This window comes from Trinickia dinghuensis (assembly GCF_003367175.1).
Classification (GTDB): Bacteria; Pseudomonadota; Gammaproteobacteria; order Burkholderiales; family Burkholderiaceae; genus Trinickia; species Trinickia dinghuensis.
The window spans coordinates 65,288-83,771 of sequence record NZ_QRGA01000009.1; the positions used below are offsets into that span (position 1 = coordinate 65,288).

Genomic DNA, 18,484 nt, shown 5'->3' on the forward strand with positions numbered 1-18,484 from the left:
ATGTCATCTCCATTTCACGAACAGGACCTGCGCAAGCCAGGGCGCGCGAATTGTGCTGTAACTCCACGGCATGCTCTCCTGCAGGATATCGACGGTCTTCTTTTCCACCGTGAGCGTTGCGCGCTTCTCCTCGACCGACAGACGCCCCTCACGCCTCAGAAACGTTTCCTGCAACCCTTCGATCGACGTGCCGTTCAGTTTTCCCCATTGCTGCGTCACGGAATACAGCAGCCCGCGCGCAAGATCCTTTTCATCCTCTCGGGGCGGATCCACTAGTTCGGGCGCGCGCGTGAGCGGCATGCCGCACAAGAACTTGTTCAGCGTCAAGGCGTCCTCGGGCGCATCGTCCTCGCCGCAAGCCAAGTAGTGCAGCAGATAGACGGCGCGGCTGCGGGCCACCTCATCGACGAAATCGTCGTTCTCGACAAGATGCAACATTTCGAAAAAGCGCGGCAGGAACGGCCACAGCAGCACCAGCCCCGCGTTCTGAACGTACAACGGCGCGTCCGCCGGCAACGGCTGGCGATCGGGATCGATGTAGGGTATCGGTCGTGACGGCGGTTTCGGAAACGACGACACCACCGTCATCCTGCGCGCTTGCCTCACGGAGCGGCGCAGTTCGGCCTCGGAGCCCGGCAGCGCATGCTCCATGGCGGCAAGGAGCTCAAGCGGCGAGGGCTTATGGTGTTCGGCCAGACGATCGGCCACAGCCGAAACAAAACGCGGTAGTGCCCATCGGCTGCCGCGCTGAAGATGAAGTTGCTCGAAGAGCGCGTCCCAGGCTTGAGCCTCTCTGCGATACCGGCCCTGCCCCGGAAGGATCGTTAGCGTTCCTAACTGCTCGAGCACGATATCGACAGCGGCGATTTGTGCCGGCGCCAGCCAAAGCGGCAACAGGCGAAGCAGCAACGCACGGGGCAACAGGCTGGCCAGCCGCTGACGATGAACAGACTGTGCGAACACGCGGTAAAAGAAGCGGCGCCAAGCGCGGCGGCGAGCGGCAGGCCAATTCGCCGCCGCGGCACTCAGTTCAGCAAGCGTCCTGCGCGCCTCCTCATGCAGCGGGTGGCTGTAGCGCAGCATGTTTTCCAGCGCGGCGAGCACGGCTTCGTCGCCCCTGCCCGGTTCGGTCCCGCGAGGTGCGCGATCGGAGCCGCGCCGCTCATCGGCCAAGCGATAGCGTACGCGTGCGATTTCGATCGGCTCTGGAATATGCGCGGACGATCGGTCCGAAGGCGGATCGCCGCCGAGCAATTCGGCCAGCACCGCGTAGCGCGCCGCTCGCTCGGCGCCCTTGGCTGCCACCGCGCTCAGCGCATCCCGGTAACGCGCTTCCGGCAATTCGAGTTTGTGCGCGACTCGGCGTGCGGCATCGTCCAAAAAGCTCGCCGCCGAAAACACGTCGCCATGAGGTCTCAACAGGAGACTGAGCGCCACCTCCCAATGTACGCGAGCGGCGTGGCGGCGCTGACTGCCCGTAAGGGCGGGCGAATTCGCAAGCGCGCTGCCGGCATTGATCCAACTTAGGATCAAACCGCCCGCGTCCGGGCTCAGCGTTAGCAGCAACCGGCGCCGCGTGACCGCCGGCAGCCAATCCAACAGACGCGGCAGCACGCGCGGATAGACGATGGCCTTGCGCAACGCGTCCGTCAGTTGGTCAGGCTGCCGGTCGAGCAGGCGCTCGAAACGGCGTTGCGGATACCGGCCGTCGTCGCCCCACCAGGGCGAGTTGCCGGTCGTCAAGAGTGCGACCCATTGCGCAAGATCGGCCCCATCGCTGCGGGGCGCGTGGGGCAGCCATACCGGGCGCGCGAGATTGATCGCGCGGCGCGGCCAGCGCCGGCGAGCGAGTTCCGCCCGAATGAAGTCGAGGGGACGCTGCGGTGTACGGACGAGACCCGTTCGGCCTGGCCCTCCCGATGCGCCTTGTTCGATCGCGCGACACAACGCCGCAATCGTCGTCGCGGACATCGGCTCGGCAAAATAGCCGTGATCGAGCCATGCATCGACCTGCCGGTGCAATGCGGCCTCTGCCGCCGGATCCGAGACGGGTTCCGGTGCCGGGGCGGCAAGGCCGAGCGCGGCCATCACTTCGCCGTATTCGCGCAGCGTGTGCATCGCCAGACTTTGAGCCATCCGGCTGCCCCACTGCGTGAGATCGTCGACGGAATCGAGCAGCGACGTCAGCAGACTCAAGTCCGCCTGCCGAAGCAATTCATGCTCCGGCACCTGCAGCTGTCGAGCAGCATCGGGCAATGCGGAGCGCAGCCGGATCAAATCGCCGGCCTGCTTGCCGGCAAGCAGGCGCAGCAATCGCTCGCGCCGGGCCGGCTCGAATTCCCTGACGATGCGGGCCGCGGCCGTCGGGCCTACCGTCATCGCCGTCTGTGCAACGACATCGTCCGGCAGTTGTGCAAGCCAGTCGCGCAATGCAACGCCCGGCGCGACATCCCACAGCCCATACTTGAACCCATTCCGAAGACGATCGACGGTGCTTGCGGCATTCGGCTCTTGCGGCCGTTCGTCCCGTCTGTCGAGCAGCCACGTCGCGTCGGCAGGAAACCGGCCTGCGTCGAATTCGTGCAACAAGGCGTGCGCCGGCACCGGATTCATCTCGGCATAACGACTCAGCACCCCGCGCGCAAAGCGAGCCGAATCGAACGGCGCCGTGGCGCTTGCCCAATATTCGAGCGCGGCGCCGTCGAGACGCGTATCGCTCTGTGGGCCACTCTCGTCGCGCAACGCGCGTTTGAGCGAACCGAGCACGGCACCGATGCGCCGCGCATGCACCGGCGCCAGCCAGCGCCAGAGCTTGTCCCGCCGGTTTGCCGGCAAGCCTCGCATCATCCGTCGCCGCGCATCCTCGCTGTGCAGGGAGGAACGTAACGCCGCCTGCAGCTCGAGCGGCAGCCGCCGCGACAGGTCGGCTAAGCATGCGTCCAGAGCGCCCAAGGTTTCACGATCGTGGCGGTCGGCCCGGCCTTGCAGCAGTGCGATCAGGGCGTGCAATCGCCGCTCCGCCGGTTCGAGGACCGTCACGCCGGAATCGTTCGCGGCGGCGAGCGCTTGCGCCGATTCGGCTTGCGCTTCGCCCAGATCTCGCCGCAACGAGTAAAGCGTGCCAAGCAGCGATCCTGGCCGCCCCTCGCGCGTCATGAGGCCTTCGATGGAGCGGGTCAGCTGATCGAGCAAGCCCGCGAAGCTCATCCGATAGTGCGCCGCCATCTGCCGCAATGTCGCGGCGACGAACGCGCGACGATTGAACTCGGAACCGCGCGAATCGAGCAGATAGTGCAGAACGAACGCCCACAGTGCGACGCGGAAATCATGGCTGCCCGCTCGTACCTGCGTGCCGACGAGCTCGACGTGCCGCAATCGGCGTGCACAGCCGATGACGTACGCGGCATCGCTAGGCACCAGCACGCCGACCGTCTGCTCGATGACCGGCTCCGGCAACGCACTCGCCAAACGCCGGCTCACCTCAGCGGCCTTGCTCGTGCGACGCAACGTCGACGCGAGGCGGATCGGTGCATGCGTGACGGCCTGCTGCAACAAGTCCGCCGGCCGCAAATCGGCTCGCACCTCTCCTCGCTCGAGCCACTCCACCAGCGCCTGCCAATAGACCGGATCGGCCTCGCCCGATCCGCCGACAGCAACAGCCTGCGAACGACGCGGTAACCCGAGCCGGCGCAATCGCGTGCGCAGCGCGGCGCGAAGCCGCTCGCTCAAATCGGATTCCAAATGCTCCGGTGCAATTCGTCCGAGATCCAGTTCGATGCGCCGAATTTGATAGACCTGCGCATCGCCGGCCGCTTCATCGAAACAGGGCTGCAGCACTTGCTCCAGCTGCTCGCGGCAATAGGCACTCAACCGCTGCTGCATCTGCCGCGCGCGTTCCTGATCGCCGCCTCCGCCAATGCGCAGTTGCAGATCGAACGATAAATTACGCAGGCGGTGCGTGGCGGCGGGCTTCATGGCGCGGCGTCGCCTCGCGCCAAATCCCGCAGAAAATCGCGCAGGTGCCGCGAGAGCTTGTCCAGGTTCGCGAGTTGCGGATCGTCATGACGAACGGATCGGTACTTCGCACAGGCCCACGCCTCATACGAAGATTCGAAGGACCACATTTGACCGAAATCGAGCCAATAGCAATCCGCCTGAACGTGCGCAGGGCTGTTCTCGCGAACCAGCCGCTCGGCAAACCGCTTGAATTCGTCGCTTTGAAAACGCGCCGGCCAATTCGGGAACAAGATGCTGATCCGGTAGCCGTAGAAGCCGTCTTCGTCATGCTGAAGAGGCGGGGCCAACGGCCGAAGCAGAATATGCTCCAGGACATACAGCCCCTCTCCGTGGAACACGTGCATTCCGGCCGCGCCGTCGGGACGCAGCCAGTCGATCAGATCGTCGCGGTATCGCTCCAGGCGCTCGGGGTCGGTGGCCGTCAACACACGATGCGTGTCGCCCGGCGACAAAAAATGCAGCACCCAACGTCGGGCGTCGGCCTCGCGCTCGATCGTATAACGCGCCAAGTCGGCCCCATACCGGAGCAGTTGCGTGAAGACGGCGGGATGGCCGGCATCGAAGACGAACCCGTCTAGCTCGCGCTCCGCGCGTGCAGCCTTCTCACCGCCGGCCGCGCCGCGCCTGCGCTCGAACTCGTATCCGGGATGGCGATCGGTCAGCCGTGCGAGCGATCTCGGATAGCGCGCGAACCGCTGCCGGCCGCCGATGCCGAGCAGGCTGTAGAGCCGATGTTCGAGCCCGGAGCCGAACGGCATGGGCGCGGCGCGTTTCATGCCGTAATCGAAGCCGCTCGCGCGCCGCCGGCTGGCGTGCGCGTAGGTCGTCAGGAAGCTGCGCTTGCAGTCGGCCAACTCGTCGAGAAACCGATCGGCGGCGGCGGGTCGCGGATCGAAACGTTGCAGCGAGTCGTCGTCGAAGCGTTCGTTGAAGCGCGCGAGCAAATGATTCAGAAACATATTGCGGCGCCGCGGCGAGTCGTCGAACTGCGCCATGAGCCGCTTCAGGCGCGCGAGGTATCGCTCGTCAGGCGTCGACGGCGCCGAATGTTCGCGGATCGGCAGCAGGCCGCCCGTCTCGCTCGCGTGCTGGCGGCGGATTTCGACGAAACGCGCCAATCCCCCTCGTTCCTTCGCGTTGCGCAAACGGAGCGCAAGCCGGCGCGCGGCGCGCCGCGCGCGAGTCAGCGTGTGATAGCGTTCCTGGCCGTGGGCGATGATCTCGCACGTTGCGTCCACCAATACGATCGCAATCCGGCCGCGCGCCCAACTCGCACAGAGGTAATGAGCGGGATCGACACAACGTTCGGCGATGGTCTTGGCCAATTGCCGCGCGTCGGCCAGACCGTCGCAGGGAACGCTGATGAGCGCGGTGCCGCCGGGCTCTCCGCCGACTGGCTCGCGCACGCACACCGTATAACGCCGGCGCGGGCAGTCGTGTTCACGATCTTCTTCCGGCTCGTCGCGCAGCAGCTCGCGTATGCCGTTGGGGTCCGGAAAGTCGACCGCCGCATCGTTCAACAACGACTGAACGAAGTAGCTCTCCGCCCGCCCCGGACGCAGCGAAAACAACCGGCGAACATTGGCAAGCTGCGCGAAGGCATCGGCAAGCAGCTGCTCGTACAACATCAGATAGCCGCGCAACTGCTTGACTTGCGCCGCGCGCTTGACGGCAGCCGCCCCCGTGTTCGGCAGGCTCGTTGGACCGTCGATGCCGGTTCCGGTCTGCAGTGCGAAATTTTCCTGAATCCCGTAGCGGCTCAGGCCGTATGTCGTCGGAAACTGATGTTGAATCGAGTAATAGCGCTCGATGTCCAGGAAGCGCCCGCTCGGCAGGCGGCGATAGTCCAAGCCGTCCGTGCAGCGCTTGACGGCATTTTCTCGGGCGCGAGCCTCAGCGACGCATTTGCGGAATGCGGCGATGACGCGGTCCGCGTCGATGGGCGCCGGCTGCCCCGTCGAGTCCACGAGTTCGAACGGCCATCTCGGCTGCGGCTGGTTGCGCTGGGGAATCTCGACGAACGGAACTTCGTTCTTCAACGCCAGCGAAGCCTGATCCGTGTTCGAAAACCGCAGGTTGCTCAACAGACGCACGCCCGGCACCGCGTGAACCACGCTCGCGATCTGATGCAGCGTCACGCAGGTCGGACGCGCGGCGAGTTGGCTGTCGTCGGCGGCACCGTATTCCAGCCGCGGGCCCTCATAGATCCGATCGAACGGCTCCCCCTCAGCGACTTGCGCGTCGACCGCGATGAGCAGCGGCTGCGGCACCAGCTTACAGTCGAGATCGAAAAATACCCTGCCCATGACATCGTCGGGATCGGCATCGGCCGCAAGTTCCAATCGCCCCGCCAACTCGAGCGTCTTCCAGGCGAGGACGTCGAGCTCGTCGACGTCCTCGCACAGCGTGCGATTGGCCCGTAGGATCTTGCGGACTTGCTCGACCAGCGCTTGCGGCTCGGGGCCCCAGCGAAATCTCTCGATCCAGCCGCGGTACAGGCCCGGCATCCCCTCGACAGGCTCCAGCCAGAAGTTCTTCAATCCTTGCACGCGGTCGTACATCACCTCGCGATAGTCACTGCCGGAAATCGGTGCGCTCGTGAGAATGCGATCGCCCGTGAACAACGTATCGCGGTCGATGAACTGCCGTTCGTTCGTCAAGAGATCGGCGATCTCGTACCGGCTGCGCAGCCCGAGATCGGTCAGCGCATAGCAAAGCTGCTCGAGTACGGTGAGACCCGGATCGTGTTCGTTGAAGTCCGTCCAAACGTCGCCCGAAGTCGCTTGCACGTAGGCGATGCCCTCGGCCAGCAGGGCATTGAAATCCATGCTGGTAGGCAGGGTGCCGGGGAACGTCGGCAGCAAAGGCGTCTCGGCCATGCCTCAGCCCTGGCCCGCCGCGGCGCGGCGCGTGATCTCGCATCGAATCTGCGTGGGCAGCCCCTTGCAGTTCGGTCCGAACGCGATGCGCGCACGCACGTTGAGCGCATAGGAAGAACCCGCGCCCTCAACCCATTTGAACTGGATCGTGTGCCAAGGCAGCAAGCTGTCGCGCTCGACGTTCTGTACGAGCCGGCGGGCCGGCGCACGCGCGCCGACAGCCGCCATCGCCGTGTTCTTGATCCGGTATGAAGAGCGCGCGTCGACGGTGGACGCCAGGCACATCCACGTGCCCACGGTCTTCTCGGTGATCGAGAGCGGATACCACTTGCCGTCCGCGGGCACGGTCACGACCGACGCCGCCGTGCCGGCACCGGCGGGTGTTGCGCTTCCCGCGGAGCTTGCACCGCCGGCGGGAGATGCGACACCGGCACCGGACGATGTGCCGCTACCGGTCGAACCGCCACCGTCGAAGACCGCCCAATCGTCGGTAGGGTTCAGCGTGCCGGCCGTAGGCGCAGGCGCGGACGCCGCGCCACCCGAGTCGCTTGCCCCGGCCGAAGGAGATGTGCCGGTGTCGCCGCTGCAGGCGGGACTGCGCTTGCGCCACCAAGCAATGATTTGGCGCAGCGCCTCCAAGTCGTCGTCAGGAAGCGAATCTCTCGGAACGAACGAGTCGATCAAGTCCGCGAAGTCCGACTCCGTCGGCCTCGCACCATTGACGAACACCTTCTTGATGTCTTCCGGCTTCTTAATCATCGGATTTTGAGAGATCGACGTCTGACGGCTGGGAGACTAGCTTCAGCGGCACGTGCAACCGATAGCGCCGATCGGATGGGCTTTGCGCGAGCTTATTCGCGGGCGGGGGCGGCTCCGGCAGAACCATCGCATCCTCGCCGATCGCCATGCTGTCAATGCCGTAGCGTTCATCGCAGGATCCGATGAAATGGCTCGCGGCGGGAATCAGCACGGCCCAAGGGCTGGACGGCATCAACGCCTCGTCGCGTCCGAACCAGCGTGTCGCGCGCGCGCCGCCGCGCTCGTAGCTATGCAGGACGTTCAACTGCAGACGCGCAACACGCTCCGCACCGACGCGGTTGACGATGAACGCCTGCAGGTCGTTCACGTTTCGATTCGACGGATCGCCGCCGACCGGCAACGCGATCGAACGATCGTCGCGCCACGGCGCGAGCCACGAAGACATGTCGCGATCGAGCGAACTCAAATCGTATGCGGCCGCTTTCCCCGAGTTCAGGTGCGTCTCCGGCTCCGCGCGCAGATCGATCTGCAGCACCACCTTCACTTCCTCGTACACCGGATTGGCCACCGACAAATCACGCAGGGTCACGACGGTCCTTTGCAGCAATGCCGAGCGTATCAGCGCGAGTTCGTCGAGCGAGATCTTGGGCCGTGCCGGATGGTTCTTGCCTTGAGCAGGCTGCGGGACGACGACGAGCTTGAGCGTGCCGGCCGGCAATCGCGCGCAGTCGTATCCTTTCGCGCGCACGACGTCCGGCGTAATGCACTTGGCCTGCAACAGCGCCGGAAGCACGTCCAATGCGATCTGCTCGAAGTCCGCTGCACTCACGGCCCGCTGCTTGTGACGCAACCGCTCGCTCACGCGCACCTGAAAAGCATCCGTGAGTTCCGCCGCCTGGCCGCCGCAGGTGGGCAAAGGTTGGCCCACACCTTGAATGCCGGGCGGTTTGCGGACGAAATCGTTGATCGAGCCGACCGGCAACGGAGCACTCGCCAAGGGCGCGGCGCCGTTCAAGACTTGCGTGACGGCAACGGCTTGCGTCCCCACATACGCGGCACGACTGCGTGCTTGCGGATCGTCCACGACGGCGGCAATCCAGTACAGGCCGGCCGGAAGCAAAGTGTTGTCGCTGTTCATGCGCCGCGCGCCGGTCTGCAAGCGCACGATGCCGCTTCTCGTCAAGCCGGCGGTCCCGTCCTCGACCAGCCCATCGCCGAAGCGGTGCCACGCATTGTCGAGCAAGTAGTACCAATCGACGGCGCCGGGTGCCGATCCCGAGCCGGGCGCGGACGGCTCCTCGCTTGCCGTCCGCCCCTGCGCTTCTTGCATGCCGAACAGCAGCGATACGATTTGCCCCGGCACAAGGTTGCGAAGACCGATATACAACTGCCCGGCGCGCGCGATGCCTTCTAGCAGCAATGTGCCGGTCAGCGGCTGAGCCACGTACCCGAACGGCCCGATCTTGTAGAAACATGGAATAGGCGCCGACGTCACATCCGGCGCTTGCCGCGCCTGCAACTGCTGGCGAGCGACGTAATCGACGGTGATGCTCTTCGCCTGCGGCAGAAACGGCGGATTGGGCATCTTGGGCAGACTGGGAAGATAGGGGTAAGGCTGAATCCGAAGCTCAGGCTCTTGCTTGATCTGGGTGCTGATCGCGAGCGCGGCCTTCATCGACGCATCCGCCAGCACTTGAGGGTACAGCGCATGGCCGAACGCCCAGGTCGGCCCGGCCAATTCCATGCGAATCCCGTCCAACGGCTGCAGCGCGCCGTTCCTGGTTGGTTCGACGACGCGGAACGACCGTCGCGTCTGCAATCCGGCCGTAATGCTATCGTCTTGCGTAAACAATGGCTTGCCGCAGCACGGCGGATTCCACCGATCGTTTGTCCTGATCGAAAACGCCCCCTGAAACATATTGTTCGTCACCGATGTCAGGTAGCCGGCATAGTGCCCCGCCAAGTTTTGCGGCGCTATCGGCAGGTTGAACCATTCGACTCGCACTACCGCGCCCTTGATCGGCTTGCTCGCGAGTTCCGGGTCGACCATTTCCAAATAGCTGCCCAGGATCGGCAAGTTCCCGAACGGCGCAAACGGCGCGGTCGCATCGACCGGCCCTTGAGTAGTCGTCATGCTCGCCGGCACCAACCCCGCCACCCGCGTCTGCACTGTGATGCCCTTGATCAGCAGGTGTTGGATAAACGAATACGGATACACTCGCGCATCGGGCTTGAGCATCAGCTTCAGGCGCGGCCACGGCGATGCGCCGCCGGCCTCCGATACCGCCGGCGGCCCGGGCTCGACCGGCGGAAAAGAAGCCGGCAGCATCAGAACGAGATCGACGCGGCATCGCGCGAGGTCGGCCAACACGGCCACGCGTTTGACGCTTTGCCACCCTTTCGCCGTGGTGACCGACACCTCGCAAGCCTGCCTCAACGCGCGCCGAACCATGGCGTCGAGCGAGCGCCCCGCGAAATCCGCATAGGCCTGATTCGTCACCTCGAGAAAAGCACGGACCACATCCGCGAACGCCAACGGAGCGGCCGCCGTCCCGCCAGGCGTTTTTTCGATCGGCGAGCGAGGAAGGCTCGAGGGTTTCGCTTCGAATTCGAAACGCAAGCGCAACGCGCGCCGGCCACCACGCAGCAATAGCATGGGCGAGGTGACGACGAATCCGATCTCGGCCGGCGGCGAACTATCCAACAACAGCGGAGCGCCGGTGCAATCGGTCCCGAACGTCGGCCAGCTCGGATTCGGCTGCACGAGCAGCGCCCCGAGGCCATCGCGCGAATCGGCGTGCGGGGAGGCATACAGCCGAGGCACATACGGCACGCCTTGCGCTATCGCTTGCGTGGCACGAATCGTTTTGAGCGCGCCGACCGCGTCCTGATTGACGACCAGATCGTCGTCGAGGGCGTAAATCAAATCGCGCCCGTCGGGCAGCTTGCCGGCGCGCAATTGGGTCAGGGCCGGTACCTTGACGTCTCGCCCCGCCGGCGTGGGCTGCAGGCAAACGAACGCGCGATCCGGCGTGGCCGGACGCTCGCGCAGCCGCAATATGTCGCGATAGTAGAAATCCAGATGCCGGGCCGTGATGGTGTTCGCGCTTTCCTGTGCGTGCCGCAGCAGGCGCACGAAAGCAATCATCAGCGCGGAGTGCGGCTGATGGCCGACCGTGTCTTGCAAGGAGTCGGCGAAGTACCGGCGCATCGTGGCTTGTGCCGCAACGATGTATTGGACGAACGACTGCAGGATATCGCGCAAGCTTCGCGTGGCAACGGCATCGCTGGGTGGGACCGACCCGTGCCACAACCACTTCAAATAGTCGCCGTCGGCGCTGTGCTTGCGCCAAAATTCGCGCGACAGCCTATGCCACGTTCGCTCCCACTCCGGGTTGCCGGCGACCTCGCTGTACAAAGGCGCGAGTTGCACGGTCACCAGCGTTTCGAGCGCCAGGCCGGCCGACGTCCCGAGCGGAAGAGACGCGCCGATGTGCTTGACGCCGACCACCCACTCGGACACCTGCCGAAACAACTCGAACAACTGCGATAGGAGCCCCTCTTCGCGGTGTGCCGGATGCGGCTCCGCGGCCGCGAGGCGTTCGGCGTCCGCCAAGATCCGCCGGCCGTCGAAGTTGACGATCGGCGCCAATGCAAAGCTAATGTCGTTTGCGAAGAACGGCTCCCAGTGGCCGTCGTGCTTGCCGTCCGTGCCGACATAGATCAAGAGCTGCGCGAACTGCCTGACGAAATCGAGCTGCTCCGGCAACGTGCGAGCGTCGACGGGCGCGCTCTCGGGAGACAGCGCCGCCAGGCGGCGAGCAGCCTGCGTCGTACCGATCACGCGGCGGCTCCGTTAAGCGATCGTACGGACATTGGTTCCTTCGGCTAGATAGAACGGGAACACCATATTGCTGCGCGTGTTGGTCTGGCGCACCAGATACGTCAAGGTGATGCGCAGGAGTCCATCGGTTGCATCGCTCAGATCGAAGTCCACATTCTCGAGCAAAATCCTGGGTTCATAGCGCAGCACCGCGTCTGAAATCAAGGTTTCCAGCAGCGTGAGCGTATTGGCGTTCATGAGGTCGAACACATGCTGCTGCAAGGCGCACCCGTAGCCCGGCAGCATGATCCGCTCACCCGGAGCCGTGTTGAACAGGATCCTTAGACTTTGACGGATGTCCTCCTCCGCCTCGGCCATCTGCACGCCCGCGCTTGCTTTGTCGAACGTCGGCGGAAACTGCCAGCCGCGCCCGAGGAATCTCGTATCGCTCGCCATGGCGCGGACTCACCCTCCTATCAATACCGTCGGAAACCCGATCGCTATCGTGCCGCCGTGCGCGCAGGTATCGCCCATGCGCGCCGCGGGACGCCCGCCGATGAAGACCGTCGTCGATCCCTTGATGATGGTGTCGGGAGGGCCCACGCAGGTGAGCATGTCTCCCACGACCGCGGCCGGCAGCTTGCCGATCAGCACCGTCGGCACGCCGGGCCCGATGATCGGCCCGCCCACGTGCGGAATCGGCACGGGACCGGCCGGTGTCTGCATCGGACACATATGCATATCGGAAATGCGCGCGGCAGGCGGCATGGTGCTTCCCCGTTAGTTGATCATGACCACGCCGCCGGTCACGGCCACGCGCGCCGCCGAGTTCAACTCGGCGGAGGCCGTTCCCTTCAGCGTCAACGTGGCCGATGCTTCGGCGCCGATTTGCGGCGCCTCGGCCTTGACACTGGCCGAAGACTTGATGCTGACGCCGGCCGTCCCTTGAATACTGACCGAACCCGTAGCCTTGATCGTAATGTCCTTGGGACTGTCGAGCGAAATTCCGCTCGACGACAGCTTGATGTTGTTCTTGTTCGAATCGGTGATGCTGATCGACTTGTCCTTGTCGCTCATCACCACGACCTGGCCTCCGGGCGTTTCGATCGTGACGATCTTGTCCACGTCCTGCAGCGTGATCTTGATTTGGCCTTTCGTGACGATGGCTTTATTCGTATTGGGCTGATCCGGGGTATAGGGCGGCGTGTGCTTGCTGCTGTACAAGCTGCCGAGCACCACCGGGAAGCGCGGGTCGTCGTTGATGAAACCCACCATCACTTCGTCGCCGATCTCCGGCATGAACATGATGCCGGCCTTATTGGTGGCATACGGCGTACCCAACCGCGCCCAGATCCCGTTGCCGTCGCCGTCGATGAGCGGCAAGTCGAGCAATACGCGCGTCATGGTCAGCGGATCGGCATCGATCTTCTTGACCGTGCCGATCTGAAGCCCCGAGATTCCGGGCAGCAACCCCGCCGCGGGCGGTGCTTCGACGTCGGGCTGCTCTTCGACGAACCAGCGGGGCGACAGTCCGAAACCCACCTCCGTCAACCAATTGCCGTGCTCCAGCGTGTGCGCGACGCGCGCGATGAAGGCTTGGCCGTTGAAACGTGTCCCTAGCCCGGCCAATTCGATTGTCTTGCCCGGCACGGCAAGCGCACTCCCCTGGAACGTCACGGTGCCGCGGATCCTCGCCAAACGCGATTTGAGCAGTTGCGCGTCGGCCCAATTCTGCAAATCGGCGTTCTCCAGCGGCGCCGGCGAATTCAATTCGAACGTGCCCGCACTCAACACGCCGGCGAGCGTGCTGCCCTCGATATCGCCTTGCGCGTTGACGGTAGGAGCGGCGCTCGTGGCCGTGATCACCTTTTGCTCGGAGATGTCCCAAGCGGTCGCGCTCACTTGCGTGTACTGGTTGCGAGCGTCGATTTCCGCTTCCAATGTCCTGAGCGCGTCGCCGTACTTCACGACGAGCCCGCACCCTTGCGCCACCGCCGGCGACTGTACCGTCACCTTGTTGTCGTCCACGAGCACGAGCTTGCCGTTGACCTCGGCACGGCTGAGCAGGAAGTCCCAGTCGGTGCTGTAAAAGCGCACGAGCTCTTCGTAAGTCACGCTGGTGGATTCGACCGTTGCCGTGAGCCCGTGCTTTTCGATCAGGGCTTTCAGCACGGTGTTGTCGGTCTTGTCCTTATAGACATTGCTCTTGCGCCCCACCGTCATCTTGACCGCACTGTCGCTGCAGGTGACGAGCAACTGCGCAGCCGCCTGCTCGCGCACCCGGATGCCGTGCTTCACCACGATGCCCTTGAACACCGAAGTCGCGTCCTGGTGGTAAGCCATCTTGATTTCCACTTTGGCGCCCGGAACGAAGGTGCTCGACTCGCTGATCGGGAACGTGCCGGTGCTCGAGTTGCCGTCGACGAGCGCGATGCGTGCCGTTCCGATACGGTTGACCTCGCGCACGATCTTGATGCTGCTGACACGGTAGGTGTCGGGAATGGGGCTGCCGTCCACCAGAACGGTGACGGAGACGAGATCGGTTTTACCTGCCAGCGGGGAGACGTTCACGATGAAACCAAAGGGGGAAAAGCGATAGGCTGCCCGGGTTGCAGATTGCGAAAATCGGTCAGGCCGTTATAGTTCGCCACCATCAAGTAGTGGCGGCTGTCGCCGTAAATGCGCTCGCACATCAAGGGCAGCGTCTCCCCCGTTCCGGCATACCGCACATGGGTCATATCCGGGGAATTCTTGCCGCTGATCTTCTCGAGGTCCTTCGCCGAGAGGAATTGCTCGAAGCTCGGCGTGAGTTTAGCGCGCAGCGGCAAGCCGTCCGGGTCGAACAACGTGTACTCGATGTCGAGCTTGGTCAACCGGCACTTGAACGACAACTTGCCCCATATCACCATCAGGTAGTTGGGGCTATGAATGCTGCCGTTGTACCGGTAGACGAGCAGCTTGAACTGCTTGATCGAATCGCTCAGCTTCAAGTCGCTGACGACGCCCGTGCCATCGAGGTAGAAGCTGAACGACAGCGTTTCGGGCGTGATCGAATCGTACTTGGTGGTCGAGCCGGCGGTATCGGTGCTCTTGGCCGGGTTATAGCTCGCGGAATGGTTGTGCGTATAGCTTTCCGGATTGATCTGCAAGCTATAGCTGCCGATTTCCTTGGTGAAGTCCGCATCGCTATAGGCGTGTAGGGTCAGCTTTTGCAGGGCCATTCTCGATCGCTCCGTGGGGCCGGTCCGATAGCGCTCAGCGCTCGCCCGCGCGCTGCAGCTGCGTCTGGATCTCTTCCTGACACAGCTCCAGCAGTTCGGCTCGCAGCATGCGGCGCAGGGCGTCCCAATCGGGAGCCGGCGTTTCCGGATCGGCCACGGTCACGCGTATGACCAATTCATGGATTTCCATCGGCATGGTTCATCTACGAGTCAACGTTTGAAATGCGAACTCCAGTGTCTCGACGGCCACGTCGTTCCTGGTGGAATCGAACGCGCCCACGCTCCACTTCACCGGCCAAGCGCGCGTGCAGTTCCAAGTGAGCAACGGCCGGCCTGCTCGATCGAGCAGGAAAATGTTCAGGTCCTTGCATGCGATCTTGCCGATGACGCCGTCTTGAAGCGTCGACTTGCACCAGTTCGAAAACTGCGACCCCTTGACCAGGATGCCGCGCTTGAGCACGAGATTGCCGTGCTTGCCCCGCCCAGGAAGGCGGTGGCTGAAGCCGTTCTCGCCGCCCTCCTTGATCTCCTCCAATTCGATTTCCATGTCGAGGCCCGAGACCTCGGTAAAAGCCGCGTCGTCCTCCGACTTGGCTCCCGAGATCTGCACCTTGAAATAGAAACCTAAGGGCGGGTAATAGCTCATCGTCACGCGTTCTTGATTTCAAGACCTTCGTGCGCGATTTCCAGCGTCTCCACGGCCACTTCGTTGCCGTCGGACTTCAGGTCGGTGCCCGTGATCTTGGTCGGCCATGCGTTCTGCAGCGTCCAGACCATGGTCGCGCCGCCCTTTTCGTCCAAGAGCTTGATCACCACCGGCACGCGCTTGATCGTGTTCATCTTGATCTGCGAATACCAATCCCAGAACTTGTTGTCCTTGACGAAAATGCCCTTCTTCAGCGTCACGTTGCCCACCTTGTTGATGCCCGGCATCTTGACGGTGGAAAACGTGGAGCTGTTGCCGGCACGGTATTCGATGATCTGCGTTTCCGTGTCGAGCCCGGACACCTCCTGGAACGCCAAGTTCTGCTGATCCCCGATATCCACGGAAAAGTAAAACTTCGGCAACGGCCAAACTTTTGGATCCTGTGCTTCACCTGCCATAATCGGTTCTCCTCTTCCGTGTCATCACGAAGTCTGCATCTGCTGCTGGAACGTCAACTCGATGAATTCAGCAGGATGCGAGATCGCCACCAGAATCGTGACGCGCATGTATCCGTCCAGGACGTCCTGCCCGGTCATCGTGCTGCCGAGGCCCACGCTCACGCTGTATGCGTCTTGCGCCTTCGCTCCGGCCAAGGCGCCCGAACGCCATAGGTTGAACAGGAAATTGGAAATCATGCTCTCGACGGCAACCCACGTCGTCGACACGTTGGGTGCGAACACGTAGGCCATCACGGCATTCTTGATCGACTGCTCGAGCATGATCATCGTGCGACGCACGTTGATATAGCGCCAATCGCCGCTGTTGCCGTCGAGCGTGCGAGCGCCCCACACCACCAAGCCTCGAGTCGGGATGTTGCGGATCGCATTCACCGCGCGGCCGTCGAGCGGCATGTTCAGGTCTTGCTGATCCTCCGCCGAGATGTCCACCACCGGCTTCACAGCGAGATTGATGCTCGTATTGGCTGGGGCTTCCCATACGCCTTCCGTCGCGTCGACGCGAGCGTAGACACCCGCCATCGCCGCGCTCGGCGGGAGCACGTTCACCTGCTCGGCCATCTTCGTCGTCAGCCGCTTGTAGAGCGGGCTCACCGACACCACCTGATTGTGAAGGCGCGCGATCTGATCGGCTGCCTTCGTCGCGTTGGCAAGCGTGTTGCCCGCGTCGTCGGCTTTCGGAACCCCGTTGTCGTCGGTCAGATCGTTGCCCTTGTCGTCCGTGACTTTCAACGCCAGGGAGCTATAGAGCGCCTGCATCTTTTGCTGCTGCATCAGGCTAGGCTGCGGAACGAGCGTGGCGATCTCGTTCGCCAGCGCCGTCTTCAACATGCCCAACGAGTCCGCGTCGAGATTGGAATAGGTGATCTTGCTCTTGTCGACGACGTCGAACTCGACCCAAGGGTAATACGCGGTGCCGTAGTTCAAGAATGCCGTGCCGATTTTCTCGCGAAACCCGGAATCGCCGGAAATCACGTCCGTCGCGGGGGCATGCGTGCGCCGCTGGTCGCCGCCGAACATGTCGATCAAGGCCATCCGGCTCTGCATGTACCCGCAGTGCGCCAGCGCCTGCTGCCAAAAGCCGTAGCAGTCGTCCGCTCCGCCCAGCAGCACCGTGTCCGGCGCCACGAGCAAAGTGACGTCGAGCACCTTCTTCAACGCGTCGAAAGGCGCTACCTGATCAGGATTGGCCGGATCGGGATCGGGCGTGAAGTGGTTGGCGTTCTTGCCGTTCGCCACCGCGTCCGCGTAGTTGCCGACCGAGATGATGTAGGCCGGGCCGCCGCCGTTGACGAAGTAAAGCTTCACCGCGTAATACATGAAGAACCGCGTGACGGCGTTCAGATCGGCTTTGTAGCTTTTGTCCGCGCCTTGCGAAAGCTTGAACTGAGGCTTGTAAGGGCCGCCGAAATACGTGACGTAGTCGTCCAGCGACTCGATGTAAGTCGGCACGTATTTCTTCGGAACGCTGCCGTCCTGCGCCTTCTCGGTATAGCCGATAAAGGCCGGTATCGCGGTGGCAACCTCGACCACCGTATTGGGAAACGCGTCTTGCTCGACGATATAGACGCCTGGGGTTTTGTATTGCGCCATGGTCCCTCACGTGGAAATCAGCCGGCAGCCACCGCGGCGCCCGGCGGGCGGCGGTGCGCCGTTTTGCAAACAGGCCGCATCAAGCGGTCATCGTTTCCGCGGGTGCCTCGGCGGACGACACCGGCTGCGAGGTTGGCGCGGCGGCGGCTTGAACGCCGCTGCGAGGCTTCAACTCAGGAAGAACTTGCGCCAGCGTCAGGACCTTGCAGTCCGGTGTGGTCACCACGTAGTTCTCCGAGCCGAGCAAGGCAACGACGCCGTCTTTGGGATTGCCCGTGGCGGAGTTGAAGCTGAAGTTCAATGAGGCGAGCTTGACCCACACGTTCTTGACCAACGAGAACAGCTGATTCTCGCCCATGGCGATGTAGCCGTTCAGGCCGTCACCGAAGAGCGCTTCGATGCCGATCTTGGGCTCCGGCGGCGGGGTGGGTGTGCCGCAAAGCTGGCCGGAAAACAGGTAGACGGTCGGGATGAACTTGCCGTCGTCGTCGCTAGTTGGGGCCTTGCCCGACGACTGCGCGTTGCGATAGACCGCGATCCCGTTGGTGCCGTCACCGGCAATGCCCGCGATCGAAATACGCGGGCTGATGTTCGTCTCGAGCCAGACCGGGTTGTTGAATACGTCCTTGATCTGAGCGATGTTCGTGCCGTCGTGGATCACGATGCCGTTGATCAGATCGCCGCACATGCCCTTGATACCCGTCTTGAACGGGGCTTCCGGCAAGGCCTTCCATTTCGCCTTGGGGTTGTTCACGTCGGTGAGGTACGAGACGGAATTGCCGAAGAAGTAGACAATCCCGTTGGCGGCGTTGCCCGTGATGCCCGAGACCGGCGCCGACGGAAGGCCTGGGGCACTCACCTTGGGCGGGACCGCTCTGGGCAAGCCGAACTGCTTGAGGTCAAAGGTATAAACGACTTGGTTCGGCTTGTCGAACACGACATAGTTGTTCGTCTTATCGCCGACGATAGAGGCTCCGTCTGCCATTACCCGATTCTCCTTAAGTCTTCATGGACAAGCGCAGCTCAATTGA

General features: G+C 63.4%; 13 protein-coding genes. All 13 read right to left on the minus strand.

Annotated features, from left to right (window positions below):
• Nucleotides 1-3: 3 nt before the first annotated feature.
• Nucleotides 4-3,975, minus strand: a complete 3,972-nt coding sequence (locus DWV00_RS16780; protein ID WP_115534732.1) for a contractile injection system tape measure protein — start codon at nucleotides 3,973-3,975, stop codon at nucleotides 4-6.
• Nucleotides 3,972-6,896 (minus strand): hypothetical protein, encoded by a 2,925-nt coding sequence (locus DWV00_RS16785; RefSeq protein ID WP_115534733.1) that lies wholly within the window; start codon nucleotides 6,894-6,896, stop codon nucleotides 3,972-3,974. Before DWV00_RS16785 ends, DWV00_RS16780 begins: the two co-directional genes overlap by 4 nt.
• A 3-nt stretch (nucleotides 6,897-6,899) precedes the next feature.
• Nucleotides 6,900-7,655: a hypothetical protein gene (locus DWV00_RS16790; protein WP_115534734.1), complete on the minus strand. Its 756-nt coding sequence runs from the start codon at nucleotides 7,653-7,655 to the stop codon at nucleotides 6,900-6,902.
• On the minus strand, nucleotides 7,648-11,499 hold the full coding sequence (locus DWV00_RS16795) for a baseplate J/gp47 family protein (protein ID WP_115534735.1): 3,852 nt from the start codon (nucleotides 11,497-11,499) through the stop codon (nucleotides 7,648-7,650). Before DWV00_RS16795 ends, DWV00_RS16790 begins: the two co-directional genes overlap by 8 nt.
• 12 nt (nucleotides 11,500-11,511) lie before the next feature.
• Entirely contained in the window at nucleotides 11,512-11,934 is a 423-nt protein-coding gene (locus DWV00_RS16800; RefSeq protein ID WP_115534736.1) for a GPW/gp25 family protein, read from the minus strand.
• 9 nt (nucleotides 11,935-11,943) lie between these two features.
• Nucleotides 11,944-12,246, minus strand: coding sequence for a PAAR domain-containing protein (locus DWV00_RS16805; protein WP_115534737.1), 303 nt, complete (start codon nucleotides 12,244-12,246; stop codon nucleotides 11,944-11,946).
• 12 nt (nucleotides 12,247-12,258) lie between these two features.
• Nucleotides 12,259-14,049 (minus strand): type VI secretion system tip protein VgrG, encoded by a 1,791-nt coding sequence (vgrG, locus tag DWV00_RS16810; protein ID WP_181885488.1) that lies wholly within the window; start codon nucleotides 14,047-14,049, stop codon nucleotides 12,259-12,261.
• Nucleotides 14,046-14,699 carry a CIS tube protein gene (locus DWV00_RS16815; protein WP_115534739.1) on the minus strand — a complete coding sequence of 218 codons (654 nt, stop codon included), beginning with the start codon at nucleotides 14,697-14,699 and terminating at the stop codon, nucleotides 14,046-14,048. The genes vgrG and DWV00_RS16815 overlap by 4 nt, the downstream gene beginning before the upstream one ends.
• Nucleotides 14,700-14,733: 34 nt before the next feature.
• A complete protein-coding gene (locus DWV00_RS34080; protein WP_181885489.1) occupies nucleotides 14,734-14,895 on the minus strand; it encodes a DUF5908 family protein in 162 nt (53 codons plus the stop codon).
• 3 nt (nucleotides 14,896-14,898) lie between these two features.
• Entirely contained in the window at nucleotides 14,899-15,345 is a 447-nt protein-coding gene (locus DWV00_RS16820; protein WP_115534740.1) for a phage tail protein, read from the minus strand.
• A gap of 2 nt (nucleotides 15,346-15,347) precedes the next feature.
• Entirely contained in the window at nucleotides 15,348-15,803 is a 456-nt protein-coding gene (locus DWV00_RS16825; protein ID WP_115534741.1) for a phage tail protein, read from the minus strand.
• A 24-nt stretch (nucleotides 15,804-15,827) separates the two neighbouring features.
• Nucleotides 15,828-17,453 (minus strand): phage tail sheath family protein, encoded by a 1,626-nt coding sequence (locus DWV00_RS16830; RefSeq protein ID WP_115534742.1) that lies wholly within the window; start codon nucleotides 17,451-17,453, stop codon nucleotides 15,828-15,830.
• Between the two features lie 79 nt (nucleotides 17,454-17,532).
• Complete coding sequence (locus tag DWV00_RS16835) at nucleotides 17,533-18,438, minus strand: hypothetical protein (RefSeq protein ID WP_115534743.1); 906 nt, start codon at nucleotides 18,436-18,438, stop codon at nucleotides 17,533-17,535.
• Between the last annotated feature and the right edge of the window lie 46 nt (nucleotides 18,439-18,484).

What these genes read in the sequence shown, in the direction of transcription:
- DWV00_RS16780 (WP_115534732.1), bottom strand. Translation starts at nt 3,975, where the DNA reads ATGAAGCCCGCCGCCACGCACCGCCTGCGTAATTTATCGTTCGATCTG.
- DWV00_RS16785 (WP_115534733.1), bottom strand. Translation starts at nt 6,896, where the DNA reads ATGGCCGAGACGCCTTTGCTGCCGACGTTCCCCGGCACCCTGCCTACC.
- DWV00_RS16790 (WP_115534734.1), bottom strand. Translation starts at nt 7,655, where the DNA reads ATGATTAAGAAGCCGGAAGACATCAAGAAGGTGTTCGTCAATGGTGCG.
- DWV00_RS16800 (WP_115534736.1), bottom strand. Translation starts at nt 11,934, where the DNA reads ATGGCGAGCGATACGAGATTCCTCGGGCGCGGCTGGCAGTTTCCGCCG.
- DWV00_RS16805 (WP_115534737.1), bottom strand. Translation starts at nt 12,246, where the DNA reads ATGCCGCCTGCCGCGCGCATTTCCGATATGCATATGTGTCCGATGCAG.
- DWV00_RS16815 (WP_115534739.1), bottom strand. Translation starts at nt 14,699, where the DNA reads ATGGCCCTGCAAAAGCTGACCCTACACGCCTATAGCGATGCGGACTTC.
- DWV00_RS34080 (WP_181885489.1), bottom strand. Translation starts at nt 14,895, where the DNA reads ATGCCGATGGAAATCCATGAATTGGTCATACGCGTGACCGTGGCCGAT.
- DWV00_RS16820 (WP_115534740.1), bottom strand. Translation starts at nt 15,345, where the DNA reads ATGAGCTATTACCCGCCCTTAGGTTTCTATTTCAAGGTGCAGATCTCG.
- DWV00_RS16825 (WP_115534741.1), bottom strand. Translation starts at nt 15,803, where the DNA reads ATGGCAGGTGAAGCACAGGATCCAAAAGTTTGGCCGTTGCCGAAGTTT.
- DWV00_RS16830 (WP_115534742.1), bottom strand. Translation starts at nt 17,453, where the DNA reads ATGGCGCAATACAAAACCCCAGGCGTCTATATCGTCGAGCAAGACGCG.
- DWV00_RS16835 (WP_115534743.1), bottom strand. Translation starts at nt 18,438, where the DNA reads ATGGCAGACGGAGCCTCTATCGTCGGCGATAAGACGAACAACTATGTC.